We start from the raw sequence: 20,763 nt of genomic DNA, 5'->3' as shown, positions 1-20,763 counted from the left end.
CTTCTCTATATATTTTGTCATAACAAAAATATTTTAACCGTGATTATAAGCTATATGTTCTGAACCGAAAAATTTAGGATTCTCACTACTTATCATTTCAAAAATATTATCATTTAAAAAACTAGGTAATAAATATATTTTCTTTAAGTTATTTATATCAATCCATTCACTTTTAAGTTGCATATCATCTATTTCTGTAGGATTAATAGTTTTGTCATTTTTTAATTTACATATAAAAATATGATATATTTTATGAATATAATCAGGATATAACTCTCGTGTTTTAGGGCTATCACATATTTCTTCATATAAAGCAGAAAATCTTATTGGTACAACATTGTATCCTGTTTCTTCAAGACATTCTCTTATAACAGCCTCATGTAAAGTTTCATATATATCTTGTCCTCCACCTGGCAATGAATAATAATTCCCATTATTCTCATCAAAGCACTTGTTTAATAAAATTTTATTGTTATCTATAATAATTGCTTTTGCTGCACTTCTAATGCTCATTTTTACCTCCATAAAAAACTAACCGGTTGTTAAAATACTTTTTGTCTGACACTTAAAAAGAACTTCATCTTTTCATTTTAATATCTCACATAACTTATAAGCAATATAAGAATATTGTGTATTAATATAACTTCTGATTATGATTATTTTGCGAGTGTTAGAGGAAACTTATTCATTGATGTATATTTTGATACTCGAAATCCGAGATTTTCATATAATGGTTTCCCTTTTTCAGTCGCCATTAAATCAACTGCGGCAACGCCTAATAGCTTTGCTTCCGATAAAAGTTCAGTCATAACTTTAGTTGCAATGCCTTTTCCTCTATATTGAGGGTATGTAAAAACATTGTATACCGTACCTACAAGATATGATGAAAACGCTATCATCGGAGGTCTTTCCACGATTGACATAAATGCAGTTGCTAATACTTCATTTTCATTCTCGGCAATGATAGCAATAAATCCCTTGTTAAGGTGTTGAGTAAAATATTCTTCTAACTTCGTTCTAATATCTTGCACCTCTTCCGAAGAATACACACCTTTTTCTGCAAACAGGTAATCCATACGAATATTTATGAGGAGGTCAATATCCTCTTTAACCATTTTTCTTACTTTCATGTTTTGCACCACCTTATATTTATAATCTTCAGTTCGCACTTTTCTTGAATTGCGAAATAAAAAATTATTTAATTTTATTTTGTATTAAATTAATATTGTTTAGTTATTTCTTCTTCTTTAAGTCCAAAATGTAAAGCCAATGCACTCATCACCTCTTCCTTAGTATCAACTCCAATATTATCTCTAACTAGTGTAAAAAAACCACTATTTCTATATTTTTCATAATGTTCTTTGTTATTTACCCTCGCAATTCCTTCTAAATAATTAGCCATAACCTTTTCTGGATTTTTAGACTTCATGATTTGTTCTTTTATAAATTTTTTATCAGCATCATCTCTATTAAAAAACTGTTCTACAGCCATTGATTGCGGTGATAGCATAATAGCAACTTGATTGTAATCCGCAATATTTTTTAATAATTCTACTGGAATATTTGTATCAACGATAACTTTTCTGTCCTTAGACACTCTAATTAATTCTGCTACTTCAAATTCTGCTATCTCCAAATTACTTTCCTCAATCCATTTTTCATATGCTTCAGGACTTCTATTAACAAACTCCTGCCAATCTTTCATGGTTTCAAAATAACAAACATTAGGAAATAATTCAGGCTTTGCAATTTTACTAGTCATATTAAAATGGTAATTTTCCTCACGTGAAATTAAATTGTATTTTTCCGCAAGACGTTTAACCATTGTTGATTTTCCTGCATAAGCTGTACCAGTAATAAACATTGCATTTTTTAAACAATATTTAATAATACTATCATCTATTTTCATATTTTTAGCTCCTTAAAACTTAATAATCTACTCTAATACTATTATAATATATTCTACAAAATACGAATTAAAACACAGTAAAATTCACTTCTGAATTAATAGGATATCCTGGTTCCTTGACTTTATTTTCTCTCTACAATTTCACCATTACTTTTCAAAATACTCTTCTCTGGAATATAACCTCTTACAGAACTTAATGGATAAACAATACTATCTTTTCCTATTATTGTCCCTGGGTTTAAAACTGAGTTACATCCGACTTCAGCTGAATCGCCTAGAATTGCACCAAATTTCCTTAAACCAGTTTCAACAATATCTGTACCATATTTTACTTTTACTAATGTTCCATCAGACTTTAAATTGGAGGTTATTGCACCTGCCCCCAAATGGGCTTTATACCCTAATATTGAATCACCAACATAATTGTAATGGGGAACTTGCACTTTATTAAAGAGGATTGAATTTTTAATTTCAGTTGAGTTTCCAATTACAACATCATTACCAATGATAACATTGTCTCTAATGTAAGCAGAATGCCTGATTCCGCAATTGTAACCGATAATCGCTGGACCGTTTATAAGAACACTTTTTTCTATAGTAGTGCCTTTGCCAACCCATACAAATTCCTTTATTCTTTCAAAATCGCTTGGCAGATTCTTTGCATATTCAAAAATGAAATCCTTAATTTCTGTAAGAGCTTCCCAAGGATACTTAACCCCTTCAAATATGGCTCTTGCATCTAATTCTTCAATGTTTAATAGTTCGTTTACAGAAACTTTCATTATAATCCTCCTCTGATTTATTTCGTCATATCCTACAATTATTCATTTGTAAATTCAACCTACTAACGTATTGATAAACAAATTTTAGGTCACTTTCAAAAATAAGTAAACCCTGAAACCCGCATGAACACAACAACTAGTTTTATAGTTAAATATATACATAGTTAAATAGGTTCATATTTTTATATTTAAATAGTTCTCTATATCCATTTTTACCTATATAAATAGGTAAGTATATACCTATTTATATTTAAAACTAGTCAAGGATATTTTTTTCATTTTAATATCTCACATGACTTATAAGTAATATAAAAATATTGTAACCAGATTATAAAAATACAAAAATATATTACAGTTTTTTAACCATTATTATGAATTCCGTATATCCATCAGAAGTCTCCAATACATTTCTTTCAGTTTCTTTAAAACCTAACTTTTTATATATCTTTATTGCTCTTTCATTGAAGGATGCTACCATTAGCTTAACATTATTTCCTTTATAGTTTAGTCTTTTAATACCAAACTCAATGCATGCTCTGGTAAATTCTTTGCCCAAGCCTTGTCCCGTTAACTCAGGTTTGATCCCTAACCCTATGGTCATTTGTCCATCCTCTAACCAGTGGCAATAAAATCCTATCATATCTTCTCCATTAAAACAGGCAAAATATCTTACCTCGCTATCTGGTTCTAAAAATTCCTTTAAACCATCTTCTGATGGCATATCATAAAATGAATAAATTCCATCATAGTGCCACTTGTTAACTTCACGTATATGTTCTATTTTAAATTCCTTAAATTCTAAATTCATTTTTTATCCCCCCATTTTGGTGAAGCATATTTATTATTAAATATTATAAAATCATTAATTTCACCTCTTAATTATAAAAAGACTATGGGATATTACTCTCCCCTCAGTACTTGTCTTTATAAGATAATCATACTTATAATTTTTTACAGTAGTTATTTATATTAAATTTTATTACCTAATCTAAGAAAAATGCGAACAAGCTAACTGATAAATTGGAATTTGTCAGCTTAATATATTGCTTATTTTGAAAAGTACTACTTTAACCGCTTCCTCATGACAAGCCCTTGTTCAGTCTCAAAAGACACATTAAATCCACTTTTTTTATACATCTCAAAATAGCCGCCAAAATCTGATGATTGATAACTAGATTCTTTGTATGGGTATGCCTCCACAAAGTCAAATCCATCCTGGACCGCATCCTTACACACACGCTCCAATAGCAGTGTGGCAATGCCTTTTCTTTTCATCTCCGGCGCAATCACGAAACAAAATATGGATTTCACCTTTATGCCCGTGTTAAATCCCTCTAAAGGTACATAATCCATAAATCTTCGCCAACTAGCGCATTTCAAACAATCTGATTTCGTATTTGCGTTGCACCATCCAACGACCGTATCACCACTATAAACAAGATAACCTTGAATGTTATTGCCTTTAACATATTGTAAGGCACATTCTCTTCTTTTCGCTACTGTTGAAAGATCTTTGCCCTCATAATCATCGTTACACCAACACACACAATAACATTTATGCTCGTCCACATTGTTATCGTGTGGCGTAGTGTCAAAAAAATGCACGTAATCTTCTGCAAGCTCTGGTATTAACTTGCGTATCTCAATATCCATTCATTTACCTCCAGTAATATAAATAACTTACAATTCAAATTCCTGTTTATCTGTTTGTTAACTAGGTATCACTACTTCGCAATTTACTACAATTTACCAATTTACCAATTTTCCATATACAATCATAATTATAATACTTATTATAGAACAATTACAATATAATGTTTCAATATACAAAAAACACCTCTATAAAGAGATGCTCTAGTCAGTGTATGAATAACGTTTATTATAATTTGAGTTATTAAATAAAAAATACCGTCGTGATATATTAACCTTACTTATAATTATTATGATATTCTCGATCCAGCATACTAAAATAGAATTGGTCGACCCACTTACCTCCACATAGATACTCTTCCCTAAATACACCCTGCTTTGACATACCTGCTTTTTCCATTATTGATGCAGATTTTTTATTTTCGCAATGGCACATACCTAATACCTTATGAGCTTTCAATTCATTAAATGCAAAGGAAAGCAAAAGCTGTACACTCTCTAAACAATATCCATTACCTTGAAACTCCGGCAAGATAACATATCCAATTTCCCAGCTCTTTCGTGAAGTAATACATTCCCATATATAAACTACTCCCATCTGTACCCCATCTGAACTGCGTTTAACAATAAAATCAAAAACATCATTTTCTTCAATTCGCTTAATAAACTTCTTTCGAATACGATCTTCGTCAGTCTCAACATGTTCCTCATAACACCATAATTCTTCATCACTTTCTTCATTACATATAAACTCCATATGTTCTTCAGTTACAGGTACAAGTTCTATAGATTTTCCTTTTAATAGATGTTGTATTTGTTTTTCTATATTTATATTTTCCATTGTTATCCCCCACTTTTTCATTTTCCTCTGCTAATCTAATTTCATATAACATTCTAATACCTCTCTATATTTCCTATATCGGTGCAGACCTGTTTGCTTTTATTGCATAATCATCAAGGTAATCTGGTAATCTTTCCTCTATACTACATCCATCTAATGAATACCAAGTTACGTTTTCAATGACATCACACAAACTTTTGCCATGAAATACTTTAGAATTTAAAATATCCTCTAATTTAGCATAATCATAGGCTTGTAAGCCATCTGATGTTAATCCATACCAGTATACTTCTTTACCTAGATTATCTCTATCTGGCATTTTCCCAAGCCAGCAATCTTCATATTCTGTGTCATCATCAATACAAAAGTTCATTTCAATACATGAATTATACTTTACTACATCACTTTTTAGTACTGTTATTAAGTCTTGCAATTTGATTATGGCCAACAATCTCACCCCTAATACTTGTATTCATAAGATAGCCTGCTTTGTAATTTCTACTCCTCGATTTATACATAATTAGAATAGCTCATCTAATAAAATATAGTATTTTATTTTTCCATAATCAGGTTTTATTTCTAATTCTTCAAACAACATATCTGTATATCTTGAATCAAAATCCATTAATTCACGAACACATAATGCAATATCTTGATATAGATCGCCAACTCCTGCTCGTCCCATATCTATAAAGGATGTAATATCTTTACCATCTGTAAAGTAGTTATTAAAACAATAGTCTCCATGTGTAAACACTAATTGCTCTACCGGCTTATTCCTTAGGAGATAATTAAATACATCCCTAGATGTTTCAAGGCCTTCCGTATATTTATTTCTATCCACTCTTCCAATCAAATTATGATCAATCCTGCATTTTGCTTTTTCTAATTTTTCCTCTATTCTACTGTTAAAATTACATTCTGTGATATCAACACTCTGCAATTTCTTTATACCAATGGCTGCTAAATGAACTAATCTTTCTGGAGTTTTTCTATATGCTTCATCTTCTAGCATCTGACCTTTTGCATTCTCTATCAGCATATAAGAAATGTCATTTTCTATCACACGATAAATCACTTTTGGTACTGATAGTTTTCCATACAACCACTGGTACATCTCATATTCTCTGATCACTTCATCATTAACCTTTTCTATCTTTAAATAATAAGATTTTTCCATATCAAAGCACTTAATTACTTTTGCTTTGGACATACCTTCTTTATCTACTTCAAAGTGCATACCTTCAAGTATTTTTTCTAATTTATTTGGTAAATACATATATTTTCCCACCAATCCTTTTTCTATATAAATATCTGGTTTTCCATATTCATTTAAAACTATTCTTATGATCCTGTTGGTCTATTTATTTTTTCATCTCTCCATAGTCTTAACAACTTTTTCATTTTTTTTCTGCTATCAATAACGAAAAACGGTTTATTAGGATATTTTTTATGTAAATTCATTATAGTATGTTTACGTGTTTTAGAGAAACTCCATAAGCCTTTACAAAGACGTAAAAACTCCTTATCAAGTTTTTCTTCAAGATATTGGGGTATATCCGAACGCTTTTTACCATTTCTTGTTAATACACTAACCAAACATATGAAACGATTTATATCAAGAAATATTATTAAATCTGCTGCTTTAAATCGCAATTCCATTGTGTCAGTATGATTTCCCTCAATTATCCATTTTACCTTTGATGTAAGTTCCATTTGCTTCTTTATCCATTCTTCTCTCGGTGGTTGTTCCCAATTAGGACGCCAAAACTCAACATCAAGATGAATAAGTGGCAAACCCGTGATAACAGACAATTCTTTAGATAAAAAACTTTTTCCACTACCATTATTACCAACAATAATAATGCGATTGTATCCTAATATACTCAATACTATCACTTCCTAAAATATAAATAATCCTTGATTAACAAAACTTACAATTTTTCATTTGCAAACATAGTTATATATACTAACTATATTTTATAAGAAATAAATATTATAATTTCTATTTTTATTTTATCCATTAGAATAATAGCATACTAATAGCTACTAAACCTATAAAAATTGCAGCAATAAATAGCATAACTGCTTCTATGTTTCTATTATTCTTATAACTATCCCATGAATTTAAAATAGTTACTAAGGAAGCCAATAGAAACATAATGGGCGTATTCTCCCAAATCCCTGTTATGTGTAGTAATGACACAATAATAACTAAAACCCCAAACACTATTTTGGGATACTTCAATTTCTCAACACCTCCTTATTTAGCATTAAATTAGATTATAAATTATTAGTATATTTTTTATTATTTAACCCTTTCCTTAAAATATAAAGGATTAATAATATTAAAATAGAAAAAGTGATTATCCACCATAGTTTTATCATAAATGAATGAGTATATTGCCATATATGTCCTATTTCATCAGCATGCAAAACCTTATAATTCTTTGATTCATACCATGATAACGCATTTTCTGTACTAACCTTATAAGAGTTATTTAATAGTTGAATATCATTAGTTTTAACAATAACAACTGTTGGGTCATTAACAAACGTTATTTTAGCTGTAAATAGCTTTATATATGACAGTCCCATAAATAATACAATACCTATTATTAATGGGGTATGTCTAAAGAAATTATTCAGTTTCATATTTCTTAATCTCCTTCGATCAATTTATTATAATTACACATACCTATAAAATAATTATACATGAATATAAGCAAGTATACTCTAATTTTTCAAAATATCAATATTAATTAATTTATTAAATATTTCAATCAGAATCATCTTAATTTAAAAGTGAAATTTACCCTCGTCATATGTAGATAAAGCTAAATAAGTATTTAATTTTTTCTTTGAAAATTGAATAGTACGGTATAAAACAAATATATAAATAATGGTCAATTTAGAATATAATAGTATTATGTGAGTTAGTTGGCTATTAAACTACTGGAAAATAAGAATTTGTAATGGAGATTAGTTATATTTTCTGAGAGCTTAATTTTGAATTGGTAGAAAGCAAACATTAGGTGAAACGTAAAATCGTCCATCCATTAAAATTTAATGAATACTTCAAAATGTGAGGTGAAGAAATCATGACAGATAAAAAAATTATAGTACAATTTACCATGCTGACATTTTGCATTGCCTATGTTGTATCAGGTGCTTTGATTATTCTTGGGCAGTTCGGATACTCGGTTTACAATTGGGTTCACTCGTTACAGCAATTCGTGATGAACATTCCTTTTGCAATCTATATTTTGTCACCCGCTATTGCTTCATATATCGTTCTGAAGAAGAATAACAAAATAGCAGGTTTTAAGGAATGGTTGAAAACTGTTTTTTATTTTAAAAATAAAATTTTCCTCTATTTGTTTGTTGTTGCAGGGCTTGCACTGTATTTTTTGATACATATTGCAGTTTCAGGCCGCAGGGAAATGGTGCTCCCATTTTATACATTCTTCCTTTCTCTACCTGGGGGGCTTATTATCGGTGGCTTGGAAGAAGCTGGCTGGATGTACATATTGCAGCCTGAGCTTGACAAAGAATATGGCTTTGTTTTTTCTTCCATTTTTACAGGTATAGTTTGGATTTTTTGGCATATTCCTCTCTTTTTTATTCCGGGGACTAATCATGGAGAGGGACTCATTAACTTTTGGATGTTTGCAGTTCAACTCATGGCATTTCGTTTTTTTAACGGAGCAATCTACAAAATATCAGGAAAAGGCTGTGTGTTTATGTGCGTATTATTCCATACCATGTTTAATGCAGCATCCCCCCTCTTTGGCACCATGACTATGACTTGGTTAGGAACTATTGTGGCAAATACTGTGATTATTGTTGTTTCAATTATAACTGTTGTGATCTACAACAAAAGTGTAGTGTAATAGTACACCCCTGCATCCTTATTTAAATTTGTTCTTTAAAAATTGAATAGTACGGTGTTGGGAAATATGTTATAATATGGTCAAAGTAAGCGTGTTTAAATTAGTGGATAAAAAATAACAGGAGGTATTTTTATGGATTTTAGGATAATATCATTGCCACCATTCAAAGCAGCATCATCTGGGATAGATAAAGAATTTAACTTTTCCCCTGACGGTATTTTAGGAAAGTTCAATAAGTATTTTTCTGCAATTAATCTATCTGAACGAGATAGTTTTATGCCCAGAGATTTTTTATGTTTTGATGAAGAAAAACAAGGCCTAGTATGGTGGTGGGCATTGAGTGATGATATGGATGATGGCAGTAACGAAATTGTTGATTTTGAAGGCGGGTACTATGTAACTTATTTCTTCAAAGATGGAGATGAAGAAACACGTGGTAAGTTATATAATCAAGTCTTGGAATATATTAAGAATTCTGATATTTTCGAACTGGATATCCGTCAAAATCATTATGGTATGGGACATATTATTACACCACCAGAGATTATAAAAGCACAAGGATGGGCACAAATGGAAGCGTTTATACCCATTAAATTAAAATCAACCTCCAACTTGTAATGAAAGTTACAGTGAAGTAATTGAAATGTAAAGCTGTAAAAGATATATAGCTCACTAAAAATAAAATCAAATATTTTATGAAAATACCGTACTATTCAAAACTGAATATACGGTATTTTTAGTTCGCAATATAATTAAAATCCAATTTATTATTTTATGAAAAATCAGCAAATATTGAATTAACCATTTAATATAGTTTTTCTATTATTCTATAGATTCTATTAATCTTACATAATTTACCACTTAATTTAATTCGTATTCATTGTTGTTATTTAATACTTTAATTATATCTCCAGTTTCAAGTACTGTTGACCAAAAATATCCGGGGTGATGTATTAACCTTACTTATAATTATTATAATATTATCGCTCCAGAATACTAAAATAGAATTGCTCAATACACTTATTGTAAATTGTTTAATGGAAATGTATATTTAAAAACACTAATCATATAATCTTTTTCTTGAAAATCTCCGCAATAATCAAATCCCGCTTTAGAATAATAGTTTTTTAATTTTACATTTCCAGCCCAACAGTCTAAATATAGTGTTTTTCTTAAATTTCTTGAAATCTTAAAGGCATAATTAACAATTTTAAGTCCTATATCTTTTCCTTGATACCCTGGTAATATTGCTATTCTGTAAAGATATAAATTATTGGGTTTGTTGATGTGAAGTACAGCATTAACATCCATGTCTTTTATAGAAAATGTTCCAACTATTAGCTTGTCTATTGTTATCATATAGATGTTTTTATTTTTTACGTCTATGTTTATTTCTTCAATATCCCAAGGATATGTCCATTGATTAATACTTTTTTGATGTAAGTTTAACGTTACTTTATTTAGTAACTCAACTATTATCCTTATATCATCTTCCTCTGCTAATCTAATTTCATATAACATTCTAATACCTCTTTTATATTTCATTTATAGGTGCAGACCTTTTTGCTTTTATTGCATAATCCTCAAGTAATCTGGCAATCTTTCCTCTATACTACAGTTCCTTCTTATTGAAAATTTAATATTAAAGTTATATTTGATAAACTTTTGCATTTCCTAACAATGATAGGTTATAACCGTCAACAATTATTGCACTTTGTTGTTGTGTAGTATATACCATCTTTCCATTTTCTCTTATATATTTTTCAATACTTTTATTTTGTGAATCAGTATTTTTATAGTGTACTTCAACTGCAAAATTGTCTATACATCTTAGTCCTTTTTCATAAATAAACTCTGGATAATCTTTATCTGGAGAAATATAATACTGTGAGCATTGCATCATAGCACCAGCACTCCATCCCATTATTATTCCTTACTAAAGAACGTGCCAATCTACTTCTTCTTTTGCCTTTTTTAATATAGAATTAATAAATTCATTCTTTGCATTTGTATATGAACCTCTATCATTAGTATACTTTGCAGCTAAATTCTTCTTTAGCCTTGAATATTCCTCAACGGCTTCCTTATTTAGTCTAAGATAATCACGAAAATAGATATGATTTTTCCACAATTCTCCGTTAATTATTTCTATATGCAAATAATGAGTTCTTAAATCTTCCCTTCCTTTAGCAAACATTACACGACCTTCAATCCCTGCATTATCTCTAAATTGATATCCATTTGCTTCTAATAAGTTTCTATGCTTATCTACATCATCCAATGATTTAACTCCTACAGCAATATCTATAATTGGTTTTGAATCAAGTCCTTCTATTGATGTACTTCCTACATGTTGTATATCTATAGCAGTTTCGCCTAACAAATGATACAATAGTTTTTCTTCTTCCTTATAAATCTCTTTCCAATTAAAACTATATGGAACAACCTTAACGGTTCCCCTCGCTAATCCAATCATTTATTTAACCACCTTAAACTTATTCATGTTATATGAAGATTAGTTTTCTTCACCATTTCCTAAAATTCTTCATTTACAACCATAAATATAATACTTATTATAGCACGATTACAATAAAATGTATCTATATGAAAAAAGCACCTCCTTAAAGAGATGCTCTAAAATAAATGGCTATGATTTTTAATCAAAGCCGTTAAATTCAATATTATGCTTATACTATTTGTCTTAATATTGCTTCTCATATTGTATAAGCATAGTCCTCAAGATTCTTTTGAACTTCAAATCCTTCTGGCATTTTTTCTGCTAACTCAATACTTTCAATGGTTATATTCCCCTTATTCCTTTTAGTCTTCATTAAGGTCAAAAAAGTTAAAGTTAATATATCCTCTACTGTAAATTTAAAATTATTTTATTTTTCATTATTTTGTAGTAAACTATATATAGTATGATTAATCCATAAAAGGTTTTTTTAGTAAGTTTAATTTCTGATTTGAGTAATTATATTAATTACGAGGAGAGTAAGTAGATGAAAAAGAGAACAAAGATCATATTTGATGCAAAAAAAGGAAATACAAGAAAATAATAGATCGGATTAGTTAACTTTAATATATATTGGAGGTGTACCATGAATAAGATAGAAAAATTACTAAAAATTCGTAAAATTTCTTTGGCATGCTTATTTTTATCTGTTCCTCTCTGCTTTATAGGATGTTTTTCTACCTCTGCTTTATTTCCAATTATTGGTATAAGTTTATTCCTAATATTTATTTTATTATCTATTTTGTTTTGGAAATGTCCTTATTGTAATTACAGGTTACCAATGAAATTTGACAAAGATAGTGATATTGATTCGGTATATCAATGTCCATATTGTAATAAGAAGTTTAATTGAAGTAAATATATATTTATGGACAATATCCAGATATGAAACATCATATGTAAAAAATGAAATATAAAAACAAATGGAAGAGCAATCTTCCATTTGTTTTTTATCACTAATATAAATTAAAATTTAAATATCTAGTCACTTTATGCCTCAATAGTGTACTTTCCTAAGGCTGATTGTAAAATAAAATTCTATAAACTACAATAGTCTTTATTAGGAATTCTATTAAGAAGAGTGCTCATAAAATTCCATTCTAACAAATTCTCCATAACCAAGGGGCGTATCTTTCCTATAAGTATCTACTACATTAAACCCTGCACTTTTATAGCATTTAATCGCCCTTTCATTGAAAGACCGAACTTCTAAAGCAATCTTTTTACCTGGATATATCTTCTTGCATTGTTGTTTTACTATTTCCATTAAGACCTTTCCTAATCCTTGTCCACATAAAGATGGTTTTAAACCAATTCCAATAAAAACACACTGATTTTTATCCAGCAATCTTATGTATCCACATAAGCTATTACAATCATCAATCACAGCATTAAATTCACTCTTTCTCTTTTCTTCTATTGTAATCCCCCATTTTTCATTAGATGCTTTATCCCATCCTGGATAATTATATATACAATATATATCATCATATTTCCAATGACAAACTTCTTTTGCATATAACTCTGTAAGACCTGCCAATCTCAAATTCATTTCGTACACCTCTAGAAAATTTTCCATTTACATTACTATGTGATACTTTCATGAATAAATTCACCACATCCACCACAAGGTGGCATATTTTTCTTACTTATTTTACACTATTGCTATTTACTCTCTGGTTTCGTGATTAACTCTATTGCTTTTTCTATAACTTCATCCTTACCCTCTGCAATTCCTTTCACAGTTTGTTTTACAGTTATGTCAGGTTTAAGACCTATTCTTTGTGTCTGGCTTCCATCCATATATGTTACTGCTAGCCCTGATATAGATGTCTGTATACCCCCTGGAAGTGTAATGTCCATTTTATTGCCATTAGCTCCTGCAGAAGGAGTTCCTATTACCGTTGTATTTGGTGCATCCATAAAAGACATAACCATTGTCTCCAAGACGCTTTGGGCACATTCATTCATCAGTATTATTACCTTTCCATTATACTGATATCTATCTTTTACTTTTCCTAATGAGGTTCTAATAATGCCGTTATCAAATATTTTGCTAAATGTAGTTGAATCTATACCTTTGTCCAATTGTTTCTCTATGAATCCTCTGCCTGAACTATTGCTTGTTGATTTGATAAATTTCCCTGGTTCGAAACTATTACTTGAATAAAATTGTTGATATTCTGAAACTTCAGGTTTTATATATTCCCCTATAGGATAGTTTATATATTCACTCATTTTTGAATTACTGTATCGCACATCAATAATCAACCCTTCTGTCCCTTTAAATTTTTTCATTAATTTATCTAAATCTCCACTTTCAAGTGTAGCTACATTAATATAACCTATTTTTTTGTCTCCCATGAAGCCACTTTTCTCATCTTGCCCCAGTCTTTTTACATCATACTTGCTATTATAATAGCATGGAACATTCAAACTTAACTTTTCACCATTTCTTATTACCTCTATTTCAGCTATTTCTTTTGTAGAACGCAAAAGGTAATAGTCAAAAGCATTTGTAAAACGATTTTTATCTGATACTGATATATATTTGTTGCACTCCTCTATTATCTTTTCTATAGAAGTCCCATCAATAGATACCACAATATCTCCTAACTTTAAAGGGGACTTATCTTCCCTGCCAGCAATGACAATCTGACCATCTATATTAAATATAGTTGCTTTTGCTTTGTATGCTCCAAAGTGTTGTTGTAGCACCTTAAAGTTATCATTAAAAAAGCCATGAGAGTCATGGATATATGTGGTAAGATTTGCAATGGATAATACATATGATTCCTTATCACTTTGAAGTGCTAACTCAGGAATCTTGTCATAAAGTACTTGATCCCAATCTTCATCCATGAGATTTTTATATGGATAGAAATATTCTATAATATTCCAATAACGAAATAGCCCGAGCAGCCTCATTCCTGTGTCTTCATAGTTAATAGAATTGTCCATAAAAGAATCTGAAGATACATTAACAATATCCCCTTCTTCAAAAACAGCATATCCATTGTCATTATCAGTTACTTTTACCTCTGATAAATTTTCAAGATAGTCAGCAAGGTTATTCCCAAGGACTTGTCTATTCTTTATCCATGAATATTCTACATCTAAGTATGCCTTCTCTTTTACTTGACGATATAGATCTTCCTGTTCTTTACTAAGTGTATTAACCTGAAATGGAAACTGGTTTAACCATGTAGCCATGATATCTCCAGCTTCTTCCTTGGTAGTTGCCTCAAGCACCTTTGGTATAACTCTAAATAATTCTGCATCCCAATTAATATTTCCTGCTGTAATGTCTGGATGACGATACTTAGCAAATCCCCAGACCTTTGCTAAAGTATGCAAATTCTTCTGTTGAACTTCACTTAATTTTTCTATTCTAACTCCACTATCTGATGCAAACTCTGTATCTTGGGATCTTTTAAGATTCGTTTCTTCAGTTTTATCTGAACTAGTACAAGACACAAATGTTAGAACCATAACTATAAGTATAAAACTAATTACTACTTTTTTACTAAATACATTAATTTTAACTTCTCTTTTTTTCATACTTTCCACCTACATTCTTTAGTACTTAAAAATCTTTTTCAATAAGATTTTATCTTTGATAAAGTACAAATATATACAATATTGTCTATAATATTATAAATAGACCATAAAAACACTATATCACATAGTAACTAATGTGAAAACCATTTTTGGAATATATTATAATTTTTGTTAGGTGATTTGAAATATGATCACTTTAAAAAAGCAACAATTAACTTATTATTGATGAAAAATACTCTTTAATTATATGTCTATGTGTTTCAGCAATATTTAATTTTTCTAGCTCTTGGTAAGTAAAATACTTCAATTCTTCTGATTCGTCACTGCATACCAATTTATGATTCTCTGTTAAATTTACTATATAAGCAGCAGATATTATTCTAACAATATTTCCATCTGGATATGCAGCGATTCTCGATGGGTCAGAAAACATTTTCCAAAAGCCCAAAGACTCTTCTGATATTATAATTCCTGTTTCTTCATTAATTTCTCTAATTATTCCTTCTTCTAAACTTTCATCAATATTCAAACCTCCGCCTATTAGCGCCCAACGGTTACTATCTACTCTTTTTTCTAATAATATTTTATTATTAGACTTGATAATTGCACAGGCACCTATATGGTTTGGCTTATTAGGTTTTGGCGCATTTTCATTTTTATAATAAAATTTTGCTTCAATCATATTGTTCCATCCTCCAATATTTAAAATCTACAATGTTATGCACTATAACACAATTATTCATTTACAATCATAATTATAATACTTATTATAACATAATTTAAATAAATTATAATTTATTTACAATAGTTGATTTATTCTCCTAAATCACAAATCTGCATATTATTAGCTCCATTACACAAACTAAAGGTGAAAGGAGGCTGTGTTATGAAAAAGTTTACTGCTATATTGCTAATTTTAATTACATTGGGATTAAGTACTTTTGCTTCTACACGTGTATTTGCTGAAAATATATTTACAGAAGGTGTTTATAAAGCAACTGATTTCAATATATCCCCAAATGAATCTTATCTAGTTCAAAATGTTTCATCAAACGATAGTGTTTTTCTTACTCTTTATGATGAAAATCAACTTATATTACAATCTATTCGTCTTCAACCTAAGTCAGCTAAGTATAATTTAATTCCTCTTAAGCCTGAATATAGAATTGTTATAGTTGGTAATGGTCAAATATTTATTGATAAAGGGACACAATAGGGTGTCCTTTTATTGTTATTATCATTTATTATTTGCTCCAAGTGTTGATTTATAATTAAAAGTAGTTGACAATCTACACCAAGTATATTTTTCAGTTATTAATATGCAGTAAACTATGCTGAATGCTGAAGAGTTATAATATATTTTTTTCATTTATAAGCATAACTCTTCTAGTCATTACAATGGTAACTACCGCTTTTATATACAAAAAATAAGAGGTGCTGTCCCACCTAGAAATTACTTTCTATTGTGTAACAGCCCCTTACAATTAATTATAATAGATTTTTAAGTTATTATTCAGTTTGATCAGTTATAGTTTTTGATTCATTATAAGTGTCAGTCAATTGTTGCATAGGTGAATTATAAGGTTTAGCCCAACCTTTGTTTACAGCTAGTTCTGTAAGAGCGGTGTGCCCTCCAACTATTTGACTTAAACCAGAAGAATATATGGATCTTAACTCTGGAGTACTGCTTGTTAATGTAGCATTAAGATAAGCGTCAGCTGCAGCTTTTCCAGAAGAAAGCATATTTGTAGATATAACCTCATCATTGATATTAATGTTATTTTTAATTAGGTTTCCAACTAAATTTGCCATTCCATTATACCTCCCTTGGAACTGTTACTTGATTTTCGGTAATAAATTGTTGTAATCCTTTTATCCTACCCTCGCATGCTAGCGTGCTAGATTCACCTTGTCTTTTTAGATTTTCATCTGTTATTAGTGCATTCACTGCTCTTTGTACAATTAATCCATCTTGTTCCATCTTCAAAAGTGATGTTAAAGATAGTACTTCTGCTTCTGAAAGTTTTCTCATGTTCTTACCTCCTAAATATAAATTATAAGCACTTATATTATGTGATTTTAAGAAGACTAATAACCATGTTATATCTATCCATTTCATTTTCAAATAAGTATCATTTGCTTTTTTATGAGGTGGGTTTGTTAATATAATTCTTATTATAGCTCAACTACAATAAGATATATTAAAATACAAAAAGCACCCCTAAAAAGAGATGCTCAAATCAAGGTTTATTAAATATTAATCTATAGATTTATTAAATGTCTTAATAGAATCATATATTAATATAATTTCTTAATTTCATCAAAATATGAATTATTAATCACTTTAGTTATAGCTTTACTTACGTAAGAATAATTAAAATCTTTTAAATGAATATCTCCAACATAGTATTCATTTTCCCTTTCTTCTAAACAGAATAAATCATAGTACTGATTTAAGTCATTGAGCAATCCTTTCAAATCATCGATACTAGGATAACCATGAACTTCTTCAGCATCTATATTAACACTCCAATCCCTTACTATTTGAGCGTATTTCCTAAAAACCTCTACAAATGAATTGAAATATTCATCATTTTCATTATCACTAAATATAATTTTTGATTTATCATTATTATTGATTATTGGTAATATTTCTTCTATGCTAGTAAATTGTTCTGCTATGCTATTAAGTTCTAGTTCGTAATTCGCTAGATTTTCATAATCATTTATTATTTGCTCCAAGTATATTTTTGAGTCATTAATATGCACTAAATTATGCTGAAGCGTTGTAATATATATTTTTTCATTTGTCATCATAACTCTTCTAGTCATTACAATAGTAACTACAAGACTAAGAATCAAGATCACTATAGTACCTTTAATTATACCATTGCTTCTAGTATTCCCCTTATTTCCTAACACTATCTTCCACATCCTCATCTATGTCCTTCTAATTTAGCCTTAATATATCCCATATATATCATTGATGAACTATCAGATATTTGAGGAATCTCAAATCTACACTTCTTATAGAAATCATAATTTTCTGGAGTAGTATGCACCCACCAATTTCCATGGGGTAACTTTTCTAAACACAAGTCCACAAGTTTTTTACCTATGCCTTTTCCTCTATACTCTTCTTTTACAGCCAGGTCTTGGATTGTTGCTGTCATGACTCTATCTGATACAACCCTTACCATAGCTATCATATCTTCCTTATCCCATACAGTGAAAACCCATGATGAATTTTTAAAGCAGATTTCATACTTTTCATCTAGCCATAACGGTTGATTTGCAGACACCCAACCAACTTCATTGTACATTTTTTTAATTATATCTCCCTTAATTCCATCTGCACCTTCTCTAATAATCAATCCTTTATAATATTGATACATTAAATCCCCCCCTAAAATTAATTTGAACACAATTCCCTAAATTTTTTCATTTACAATCATAAATATAATACCTATTATAACATTAGTACAATAAAATGTATGCAAATAAGCACCTCTATATAGAGATGCTCTAAAATAAATAGCTTTGATTTTAAATCAAAGCCATTTAATGATAAGTATAATTAGTTTATAATAACTATATAAAAAATATAGGATCGCATTATTTTATGCCTGCATCAATATGTACTTCACCGTCACCAACTATTACGATTTTATATTCAGATTTAAGAGAAACTAAATAATGTCTTGATGATTTAGGTTCTAGATATAATACTTGTGTGTTAATGTTATTTTCATTAAAAACAATAACACAAACACTATACGATGACATATTTTCTACATGATAAGAACCATCTTTTGAAGGATTAAAATCCGATATTTCATAAAACCCCTCTTTGTACATATTTCGTGAATATGCATAAGTTGTAATAGATGTACCCAATATAGTAGTTACTAAAATTAATAAGATTACAATAAACTTTTTCATATAATAGTCACCTCTCGGTGATATTTTATGTAGTATTAATAATAATATACAATTATTCATTTACCCTAATGATTATATATACTTATTATAACATGATTACAATAAATTGTATGTAAATAAAAAAGCCTTGAAGGATTTCTCCTCATAGGCTCATATTATTTAATCTTAAATTATAATTATATAATATTATAAAAACATTGTGTCCTACATCTAATGCTCTAATTATCAATATCAATTATACACTTCTTACACTCCTCACAATAGTATGCAGTGGCTTCAGTATATTTTGATAATACAACTTCCTCATCTCTAATAATAAAACGAATTGGTAAATTTACTTTTTCTGCTGGGGTCCATATTAAATTGCAACGATAATTAGAAATATATCCTTTTCTCAAATCTTTATTACAATATGGACAAATCATAAAACTCCTCCTTTTTTGATTTATACTTAGTCGCTTGCATAACCTCAAACCCGTTAGGTTTTAAGGATTTACAAGCTATATCAAAAAGGATTTCCCCCACCTTAAGGTGAATATATTAATATCTAACCCAAAATATATCCAGGGGGAGTCCTTTATGATTATCCTCTTTTTCTACCTAAGTAATAATAACCGTTTGATTTATTTCCATTCATAGTTGTATATACCACCTGATTTAAAATCAATTTATCAAATAGCTGCACACATTCCTCAACCCATTTTATATCGTGATGCCTAACTACAGCACCTTCTGGTAATTCAAATACACCATATTTTTGGTATTTATCTTGAAATAACTTATAACGTTCTATATTGCGTTCATCTGTATTTAATAAAAAATCATTGATATACAGGATCCCATTAGGTTTCAAAACACGCTCTATTTCTTTTAGCAATGCTGCCTGTTCTTTATCGTTAACAATACACGTTAGCACTGCAAATAAAATAACCGCATCACAACTTTCACTATCTAATTCAATCTTATCTCCTTGCATTACCCTCAAATCTAAATGAGGATATTTCACCTTTCCTCGTTGTATCATTTTCTCTGAGAAGTCAATTCCTATTAAATTGCTGTACCCTTCTAGATTTAACTGTTCTAATGTTCTTCCATAACCACAACCCACATCTAGAATAATACCTTCCTTATTAACAAATTTAGCAAACTCTTCAAAGTGAAAAGGTGTTGTAAATTCTTTTTTTTCTGCGACTGTATTCCAATATTTCTTCTGCGTCATGACAACCCTCCTAGTTTCTTTTTATTGATAAATTATAATATATTTTTCAAAGTTCTAATTTCGTTACTTATCTGAAATTATAAGGATAATATGAGGTAAATGTTTTTTACCTACGCCAGTCATAGGGGAAAAGTTCTCTGAAGATAATGCTTATACTGCAAGCAATCTTTCAATTTCATTCTTAATTTTATTTATATAATCTTTTCTTACTACATCGCTTGGTCTTGTAGATTCATCAAACAATACGCTATTGGGCAGTTGATAAACTGAACTTACCATAGGAGTATCTCCCTTCACCCTCGGGTATAAATGCCAATTGAACCTCTGATACCATCCTAAGATAACATATCCAGTTTCAAGTTCCATAACAAAATATGGAGCATTTGTAATATTCTTTTGTAGTTCACACATCTTGCATTGCATATTATAACCCCCTTGTATAATGTAGTCA

General features: G+C 29.5%; 29 protein-coding genes and 1 pseudogene. 4 read left to right on the top strand and 26 right to left on the bottom strand.

What is annotated here, in order from left to right; genetic code table 11:
• Positions 1-33: 33 nt before the first annotated feature.
• The 12 genes from B2694_RS15655 to B2694_RS15600 form a co-directional block, all read right to left on the bottom strand.
• Positions 34-513, bottom strand: coding sequence for an NUDIX domain-containing protein (locus B2694_RS15655; RefSeq protein ID WP_346846832.1), 480 nt, complete (start codon positions 511-513; stop codon positions 34-36).
• Positions 514-656: 143 nt separating this feature from the next.
• Positions 657-1,130, bottom strand: coding sequence for a GNAT family N-acetyltransferase (locus B2694_RS15650; RefSeq protein ID WP_346886533.1), 474 nt, complete (start codon positions 1,128-1,130; stop codon positions 657-659).
• 89 nt (positions 1,131-1,219) lie between these two features.
• A complete protein-coding gene (locus B2694_RS15645) occupies positions 1,220-1,909 on the bottom strand; it encodes a hypothetical protein (RefSeq protein WP_346886532.1) in 690 nt (229 codons plus the stop codon).
• A gap of 122 nt (positions 1,910-2,031) precedes the next feature.
• A complete protein-coding gene (locus B2694_RS15640) occupies positions 2,032-2,691 on the bottom strand; it encodes a UDP-N-acetylglucosamine pyrophosphorylase (RefSeq protein WP_346886531.1) in 660 nt (219 codons plus the stop codon).
• A gap of 349 nt (positions 2,692-3,040) precedes the next feature.
• Positions 3,041-3,499, bottom strand: coding sequence for a GNAT family N-acetyltransferase (locus tag B2694_RS15635; RefSeq protein ID WP_346886530.1), 459 nt, complete (start codon positions 3,497-3,499; stop codon positions 3,041-3,043).
• Positions 3,500-3,753: 254 nt separating this feature from the next.
• Positions 3,754-4,344 carry a GNAT family N-acetyltransferase gene (locus B2694_RS15630; RefSeq protein WP_346886529.1) on the bottom strand — a complete coding sequence of 197 codons (591 nt, stop codon included), beginning with the start codon at positions 4,342-4,344 and terminating at the stop codon, positions 3,754-3,756.
• A gap of 274 nt (positions 4,345-4,618) precedes the next feature.
• Positions 4,619-5,182: a GNAT family protein gene (locus B2694_RS15625; RefSeq protein ID WP_346886528.1), complete on the bottom strand. Its 564-nt coding sequence runs from the start codon at positions 5,180-5,182 to the stop codon at positions 4,619-4,621.
• A gap of 73 nt (positions 5,183-5,255) precedes the next feature.
• The gene (locus B2694_RS15620) at positions 5,256-5,630 is read right to left on the bottom strand and encodes a hypothetical protein (protein WP_346886527.1); all 375 of its coding nucleotides are present in this window, start codon (positions 5,628-5,630) and stop codon (positions 5,256-5,258) included.
• A 72-nt stretch (positions 5,631-5,702) separates the two neighbouring features.
• Positions 5,703-6,461 carry an APH(3') family aminoglycoside O-phosphotransferase gene (locus B2694_RS15615; RefSeq protein WP_346886526.1) on the bottom strand — a complete coding sequence of 253 codons (759 nt, stop codon included), beginning with the start codon at positions 6,459-6,461 and terminating at the stop codon, positions 5,703-5,705.
• 65 nt (positions 6,462-6,526) lie between these two features.
• The gene (locus B2694_RS15610; RefSeq protein WP_346886525.1) at positions 6,527-6,997 is read right to left on the bottom strand and encodes a hypothetical protein; all 471 of its coding nucleotides are present in this window, start codon (positions 6,995-6,997) and stop codon (positions 6,527-6,529) included.
• A gap of 208 nt (positions 6,998-7,205) precedes the next feature.
• Positions 7,206-7,430, bottom strand: coding sequence for a hypothetical protein (locus B2694_RS15605; protein ID WP_346886524.1), 225 nt, complete (start codon positions 7,428-7,430; stop codon positions 7,206-7,208).
• A gap of 35 nt (positions 7,431-7,465) precedes the next feature.
• Positions 7,466-7,837, bottom strand: coding sequence for a hypothetical protein (locus tag B2694_RS15600; RefSeq protein ID WP_346886523.1), 372 nt, complete (start codon positions 7,835-7,837; stop codon positions 7,466-7,468).
• A 446-nt stretch (positions 7,838-8,283) separates the two neighbouring features.
• Between B2694_RS15600 and B2694_RS15595 the strand changes: the two genes are divergently transcribed.
• The gene (locus tag B2694_RS15595) at positions 8,284-9,075 is read left to right on the top strand and encodes a CPBP family intramembrane glutamic endopeptidase (protein ID WP_346886522.1); all 792 of its coding nucleotides are present in this window, start codon (positions 8,284-8,286) and stop codon (positions 9,073-9,075) included.
• Between the two features lie 132 nt (positions 9,076-9,207).
• Positions 9,208-9,693, top strand: a complete 486-nt coding sequence (locus B2694_RS15590; RefSeq protein WP_346886521.1) for a hypothetical protein — start codon at positions 9,208-9,210, stop codon at positions 9,691-9,693.
• Positions 9,694-10,095: 402 nt separating this feature from the next.
• Here the strand turns inward: B2694_RS15590 and B2694_RS15585 are convergent, their stop codons facing one another.
• The 3 genes from B2694_RS15585 to B2694_RS15575 all read right to left on the bottom strand — a co-directional run bounded on the left by B2694_RS15585 (position 10,096) and on the right by B2694_RS15575 (position 11,551).
• The gene (locus B2694_RS15585) at positions 10,096-10,620 is read right to left on the bottom strand and encodes a GNAT family N-acetyltransferase (protein ID WP_346886520.1); all 525 of its coding nucleotides are present in this window, start codon (positions 10,618-10,620) and stop codon (positions 10,096-10,098) included.
• Between the two features lie 103 nt (positions 10,621-10,723).
• The gene (locus B2694_RS15580; RefSeq protein WP_346886519.1) at positions 10,724-10,999 is read right to left on the bottom strand and encodes a hypothetical protein; all 276 of its coding nucleotides are present in this window, start codon (positions 10,997-10,999) and stop codon (positions 10,724-10,726) included.
• A 12-nt stretch (positions 11,000-11,011) separates the two neighbouring features.
• Entirely contained in the window at positions 11,012-11,551 is a 540-nt protein-coding gene (locus B2694_RS15575; RefSeq protein ID WP_346886518.1) for a GrpB family protein, read from the bottom strand.
• A 625-nt stretch (positions 11,552-12,176) separates the two neighbouring features.
• On the opposite strand from B2694_RS15575, the gene B2694_RS15570 reads away from it, so the two are divergent.
• On the top strand, positions 12,177-12,443 hold the full coding sequence (locus B2694_RS15570) for a hypothetical protein (RefSeq protein ID WP_346886517.1): 267 nt from the start codon (positions 12,177-12,179) through the stop codon (positions 12,441-12,443).
• A 219-nt stretch (positions 12,444-12,662) separates the two neighbouring features.
• Here B2694_RS15570 and B2694_RS15565 read toward each other — a convergent pair whose 3' ends face one another.
• The 3 genes from B2694_RS15565 to B2694_RS15555 all read right to left on the bottom strand — a co-directional run bounded on the left by B2694_RS15565 (position 12,663) and on the right by B2694_RS15555 (position 15,833).
• The gene (locus B2694_RS15565; protein WP_346886516.1) at positions 12,663-13,142 is read right to left on the bottom strand and encodes a GNAT family N-acetyltransferase; all 480 of its coding nucleotides are present in this window, start codon (positions 13,140-13,142) and stop codon (positions 12,663-12,665) included.
• A 113-nt stretch (positions 13,143-13,255) separates the two neighbouring features.
• Positions 13,256-15,151, bottom strand: a complete 1,896-nt coding sequence (locus B2694_RS15560; RefSeq protein ID WP_346886515.1) for a S41 family peptidase — start codon at positions 15,149-15,151, stop codon at positions 13,256-13,258.
• Between the two features lie 211 nt (positions 15,152-15,362).
• Positions 15,363-15,833, bottom strand: coding sequence for an NUDIX domain-containing protein (locus B2694_RS15555; protein WP_346886514.1), 471 nt, complete (start codon positions 15,831-15,833; stop codon positions 15,363-15,365).
• A gap of 204 nt (positions 15,834-16,037) precedes the next feature.
• On the opposite strand from B2694_RS15555, the gene B2694_RS15550 reads away from it, so the two are divergent.
• Positions 16,038-16,367 (top strand): hypothetical protein, encoded by a 330-nt coding sequence (locus B2694_RS15550; protein WP_346886513.1) that lies wholly within the window; start codon positions 16,038-16,040, stop codon positions 16,365-16,367.
• Positions 16,368-16,660: 293 nt separating this feature from the next.
• On the opposite strand, the gene B2694_RS15545 is transcribed toward B2694_RS15550, so the two are convergent.
• From B2694_RS15545 to B2694_RS15510, 8 genes and pseudogenes are all read right to left on the bottom strand, one after another.
• The gene (locus B2694_RS15545) at positions 16,661-16,963 is read right to left on the bottom strand and encodes a spore coat protein (protein ID WP_346886512.1); all 303 of its coding nucleotides are present in this window, start codon (positions 16,961-16,963) and stop codon (positions 16,661-16,663) included.
• Positions 16,964-16,967: 4 nt separating this feature from the next.
• Positions 16,968-17,183 (bottom strand): hypothetical protein, encoded by a 216-nt coding sequence (locus tag B2694_RS15540; protein ID WP_346846800.1) that lies wholly within the window; start codon positions 17,181-17,183, stop codon positions 16,968-16,970.
• 266 nt (positions 17,184-17,449) lie between these two features.
• Complete coding sequence (locus tag B2694_RS15535) at positions 17,450-18,091, bottom strand: hypothetical protein (protein WP_346886511.1); 642 nt, start codon at positions 18,089-18,091, stop codon at positions 17,450-17,452.
• Positions 18,088-18,546 carry a GNAT family N-acetyltransferase gene (locus B2694_RS15530; protein WP_346886510.1) on the bottom strand — a complete coding sequence of 153 codons (459 nt, stop codon included), beginning with the start codon at positions 18,544-18,546 and terminating at the stop codon, positions 18,088-18,090. The genes B2694_RS15535 and B2694_RS15530 overlap by 4 nt, the downstream gene beginning before the upstream one ends.
• Positions 18,547-18,766: 220 nt before the next feature.
• Complete coding sequence (locus B2694_RS15525) at positions 18,767-19,093, bottom strand: hypothetical protein (protein WP_346886509.1); 327 nt, start codon at positions 19,091-19,093, stop codon at positions 18,767-18,769.
• A gap of 218 nt (positions 19,094-19,311) precedes the next feature.
• The gene (locus B2694_RS15520; RefSeq protein WP_346886508.1) at positions 19,312-19,518 is read right to left on the bottom strand and encodes a PF20097 family protein; all 207 of its coding nucleotides are present in this window, start codon (positions 19,516-19,518) and stop codon (positions 19,312-19,314) included.
• Positions 19,519-19,676: 158 nt separating this feature from the next.
• Entirely contained in the window at positions 19,677-20,312 is a 636-nt protein-coding gene (locus B2694_RS15515) for a class I SAM-dependent methyltransferase (protein WP_346886507.1), read from the bottom strand.
• 150 nt (positions 20,313-20,462) lie between these two features.
• Positions 20,463-20,763 (bottom strand): annotated as a pseudogene (locus B2694_RS15510) (HIT family protein); the annotation flags it as partial.

Origin of the sequence: Clostridium sp. UBA4395 (assembly GCF_002390995.1) — a bacterium.
GTDB classification, from domain to species: domain Bacteria; phylum Bacillota; class Clostridia; order Clostridiales; family Clostridiaceae; genus Clostridium_J; species Clostridium_J sulfidigenes.
Note: the sequence above shows the minus strand (reverse complement) of the source record. Positions and strands in the feature narration are given on the sequence as shown.

Excerpts from the sequence above, each read along its gene's own strand:
- B2694_RS15655 (WP_346846832.1), bottom strand. The coding sequence starts at position 513 with ATGAGCATTAGAAGTGCAGCAAAAGCAATTATTATAGATAACAATAAA.
- B2694_RS15650 (WP_346886533.1), bottom strand. The coding sequence starts at position 1,130 with ATGAAAGTAAGAAAAATGGTTAAAGAGGATATTGACCTCCTCATAAAT.
- B2694_RS15645 (WP_346886532.1), bottom strand. The coding sequence starts at position 1,909 with ATGAAAATAGATGATAGTATTATTAAATATTGTTTAAAAAATGCAATG.
- B2694_RS15640 (WP_346886531.1), bottom strand. The coding sequence starts at position 2,691 with ATGAAAGTTTCTGTAAACGAACTATTAAACATTGAAGAATTAGATGCA.
- B2694_RS15635 (WP_346886530.1), bottom strand. The coding sequence starts at position 3,499 with ATGAATTTAGAATTTAAGGAATTTAAAATAGAACATATACGTGAAGTT.
- B2694_RS15630 (WP_346886529.1), bottom strand. The coding sequence starts at position 4,344 with ATGGATATTGAGATACGCAAGTTAATACCAGAGCTTGCAGAAGATTAC.
- B2694_RS15625 (WP_346886528.1), bottom strand. The coding sequence starts at position 5,182 with ATGGAAAATATAAATATAGAAAAACAAATACAACATCTATTAAAAGGA.
- B2694_RS15615 (WP_346886526.1), bottom strand. The coding sequence starts at position 6,461 with ATGTATTTACCAAATAAATTAGAAAAAATACTTGAAGGTATGCACTTT.
- B2694_RS15600 (WP_346886523.1), bottom strand. The coding sequence starts at position 7,837 with ATGAAACTGAATAATTTCTTTAGACATACCCCATTAATAATAGGTATT.
- B2694_RS15595 (WP_346886522.1), top strand. The coding sequence starts at position 8,284 with ATGACAGATAAAAAAATTATAGTACAATTTACCATGCTGACATTTTGC.
- B2694_RS15590 (WP_346886521.1), top strand. The coding sequence starts at position 9,208 with ATGGATTTTAGGATAATATCATTGCCACCATTCAAAGCAGCATCATCT.
- B2694_RS15585 (WP_346886520.1), bottom strand. The coding sequence starts at position 10,620 with ATGAAATATAAAAGAGGTATTAGAATGTTATATGAAATTAGATTAGCA.
- B2694_RS15580 (WP_346886519.1), bottom strand. The coding sequence starts at position 10,999 with ATGGGATGGAGTGCTGGTGCTATGATGCAATGCTCACAGTATTATATT.
- B2694_RS15575 (WP_346886518.1), bottom strand. The coding sequence starts at position 11,551 with ATGATTGGATTAGCGAGGGGAACCGTTAAGGTTGTTCCATATAGTTTT.
- B2694_RS15570 (WP_346886517.1), top strand. The coding sequence starts at position 12,177 with ATGAATAAGATAGAAAAATTACTAAAAATTCGTAAAATTTCTTTGGCA.
- B2694_RS15565 (WP_346886516.1), bottom strand. The coding sequence starts at position 13,142 with ATGAATTTGAGATTGGCAGGTCTTACAGAGTTATATGCAAAAGAAGTT.
- B2694_RS15560 (WP_346886515.1), bottom strand. The coding sequence starts at position 15,151 with ATGAAAAAAAGAGAAGTTAAAATTAATGTATTTAGTAAAAAAGTAGTA.
- B2694_RS15555 (WP_346886514.1), bottom strand. The coding sequence starts at position 15,833 with ATGATTGAAGCAAAATTTTATTATAAAAATGAAAATGCGCCAAAACCT.
- B2694_RS15550 (WP_346886513.1), top strand. The coding sequence starts at position 16,038 with ATGAAAAAGTTTACTGCTATATTGCTAATTTTAATTACATTGGGATTA.
- B2694_RS15545 (WP_346886512.1), bottom strand. The coding sequence starts at position 16,963 with ATGGCAAATTTAGTTGGAAACCTAATTAAAAATAACATTAATATCAAT.
- B2694_RS15540 (WP_346846800.1), bottom strand. The coding sequence starts at position 17,183 with ATGAGAAAACTTTCAGAAGCAGAAGTACTATCTTTAACATCACTTTTG.
- B2694_RS15535 (WP_346886511.1), bottom strand. The coding sequence starts at position 18,091 with ATGAGGATGTGGAAGATAGTGTTAGGAAATAAGGGGAATACTAGAAGC.
- B2694_RS15530 (WP_346886510.1), bottom strand. The coding sequence starts at position 18,546 with ATGTATCAATATTATAAAGGATTGATTATTAGAGAAGGTGCAGATGGA.
- B2694_RS15525 (WP_346886509.1), bottom strand. The coding sequence starts at position 19,093 with ATGAAAAAGTTTATTGTAATCTTATTAATTTTAGTAACTACTATATTG.
- B2694_RS15520 (WP_346886508.1), bottom strand. The coding sequence starts at position 19,518 with ATGATTTGTCCATATTGTAATAAAGATTTGAGAAAAGGATATATTTCT.
- B2694_RS15515 (WP_346886507.1), bottom strand. The coding sequence starts at position 20,312 with ATGACGCAGAAGAAATATTGGAATACAGTCGCAGAAAAAAAAGAATTT.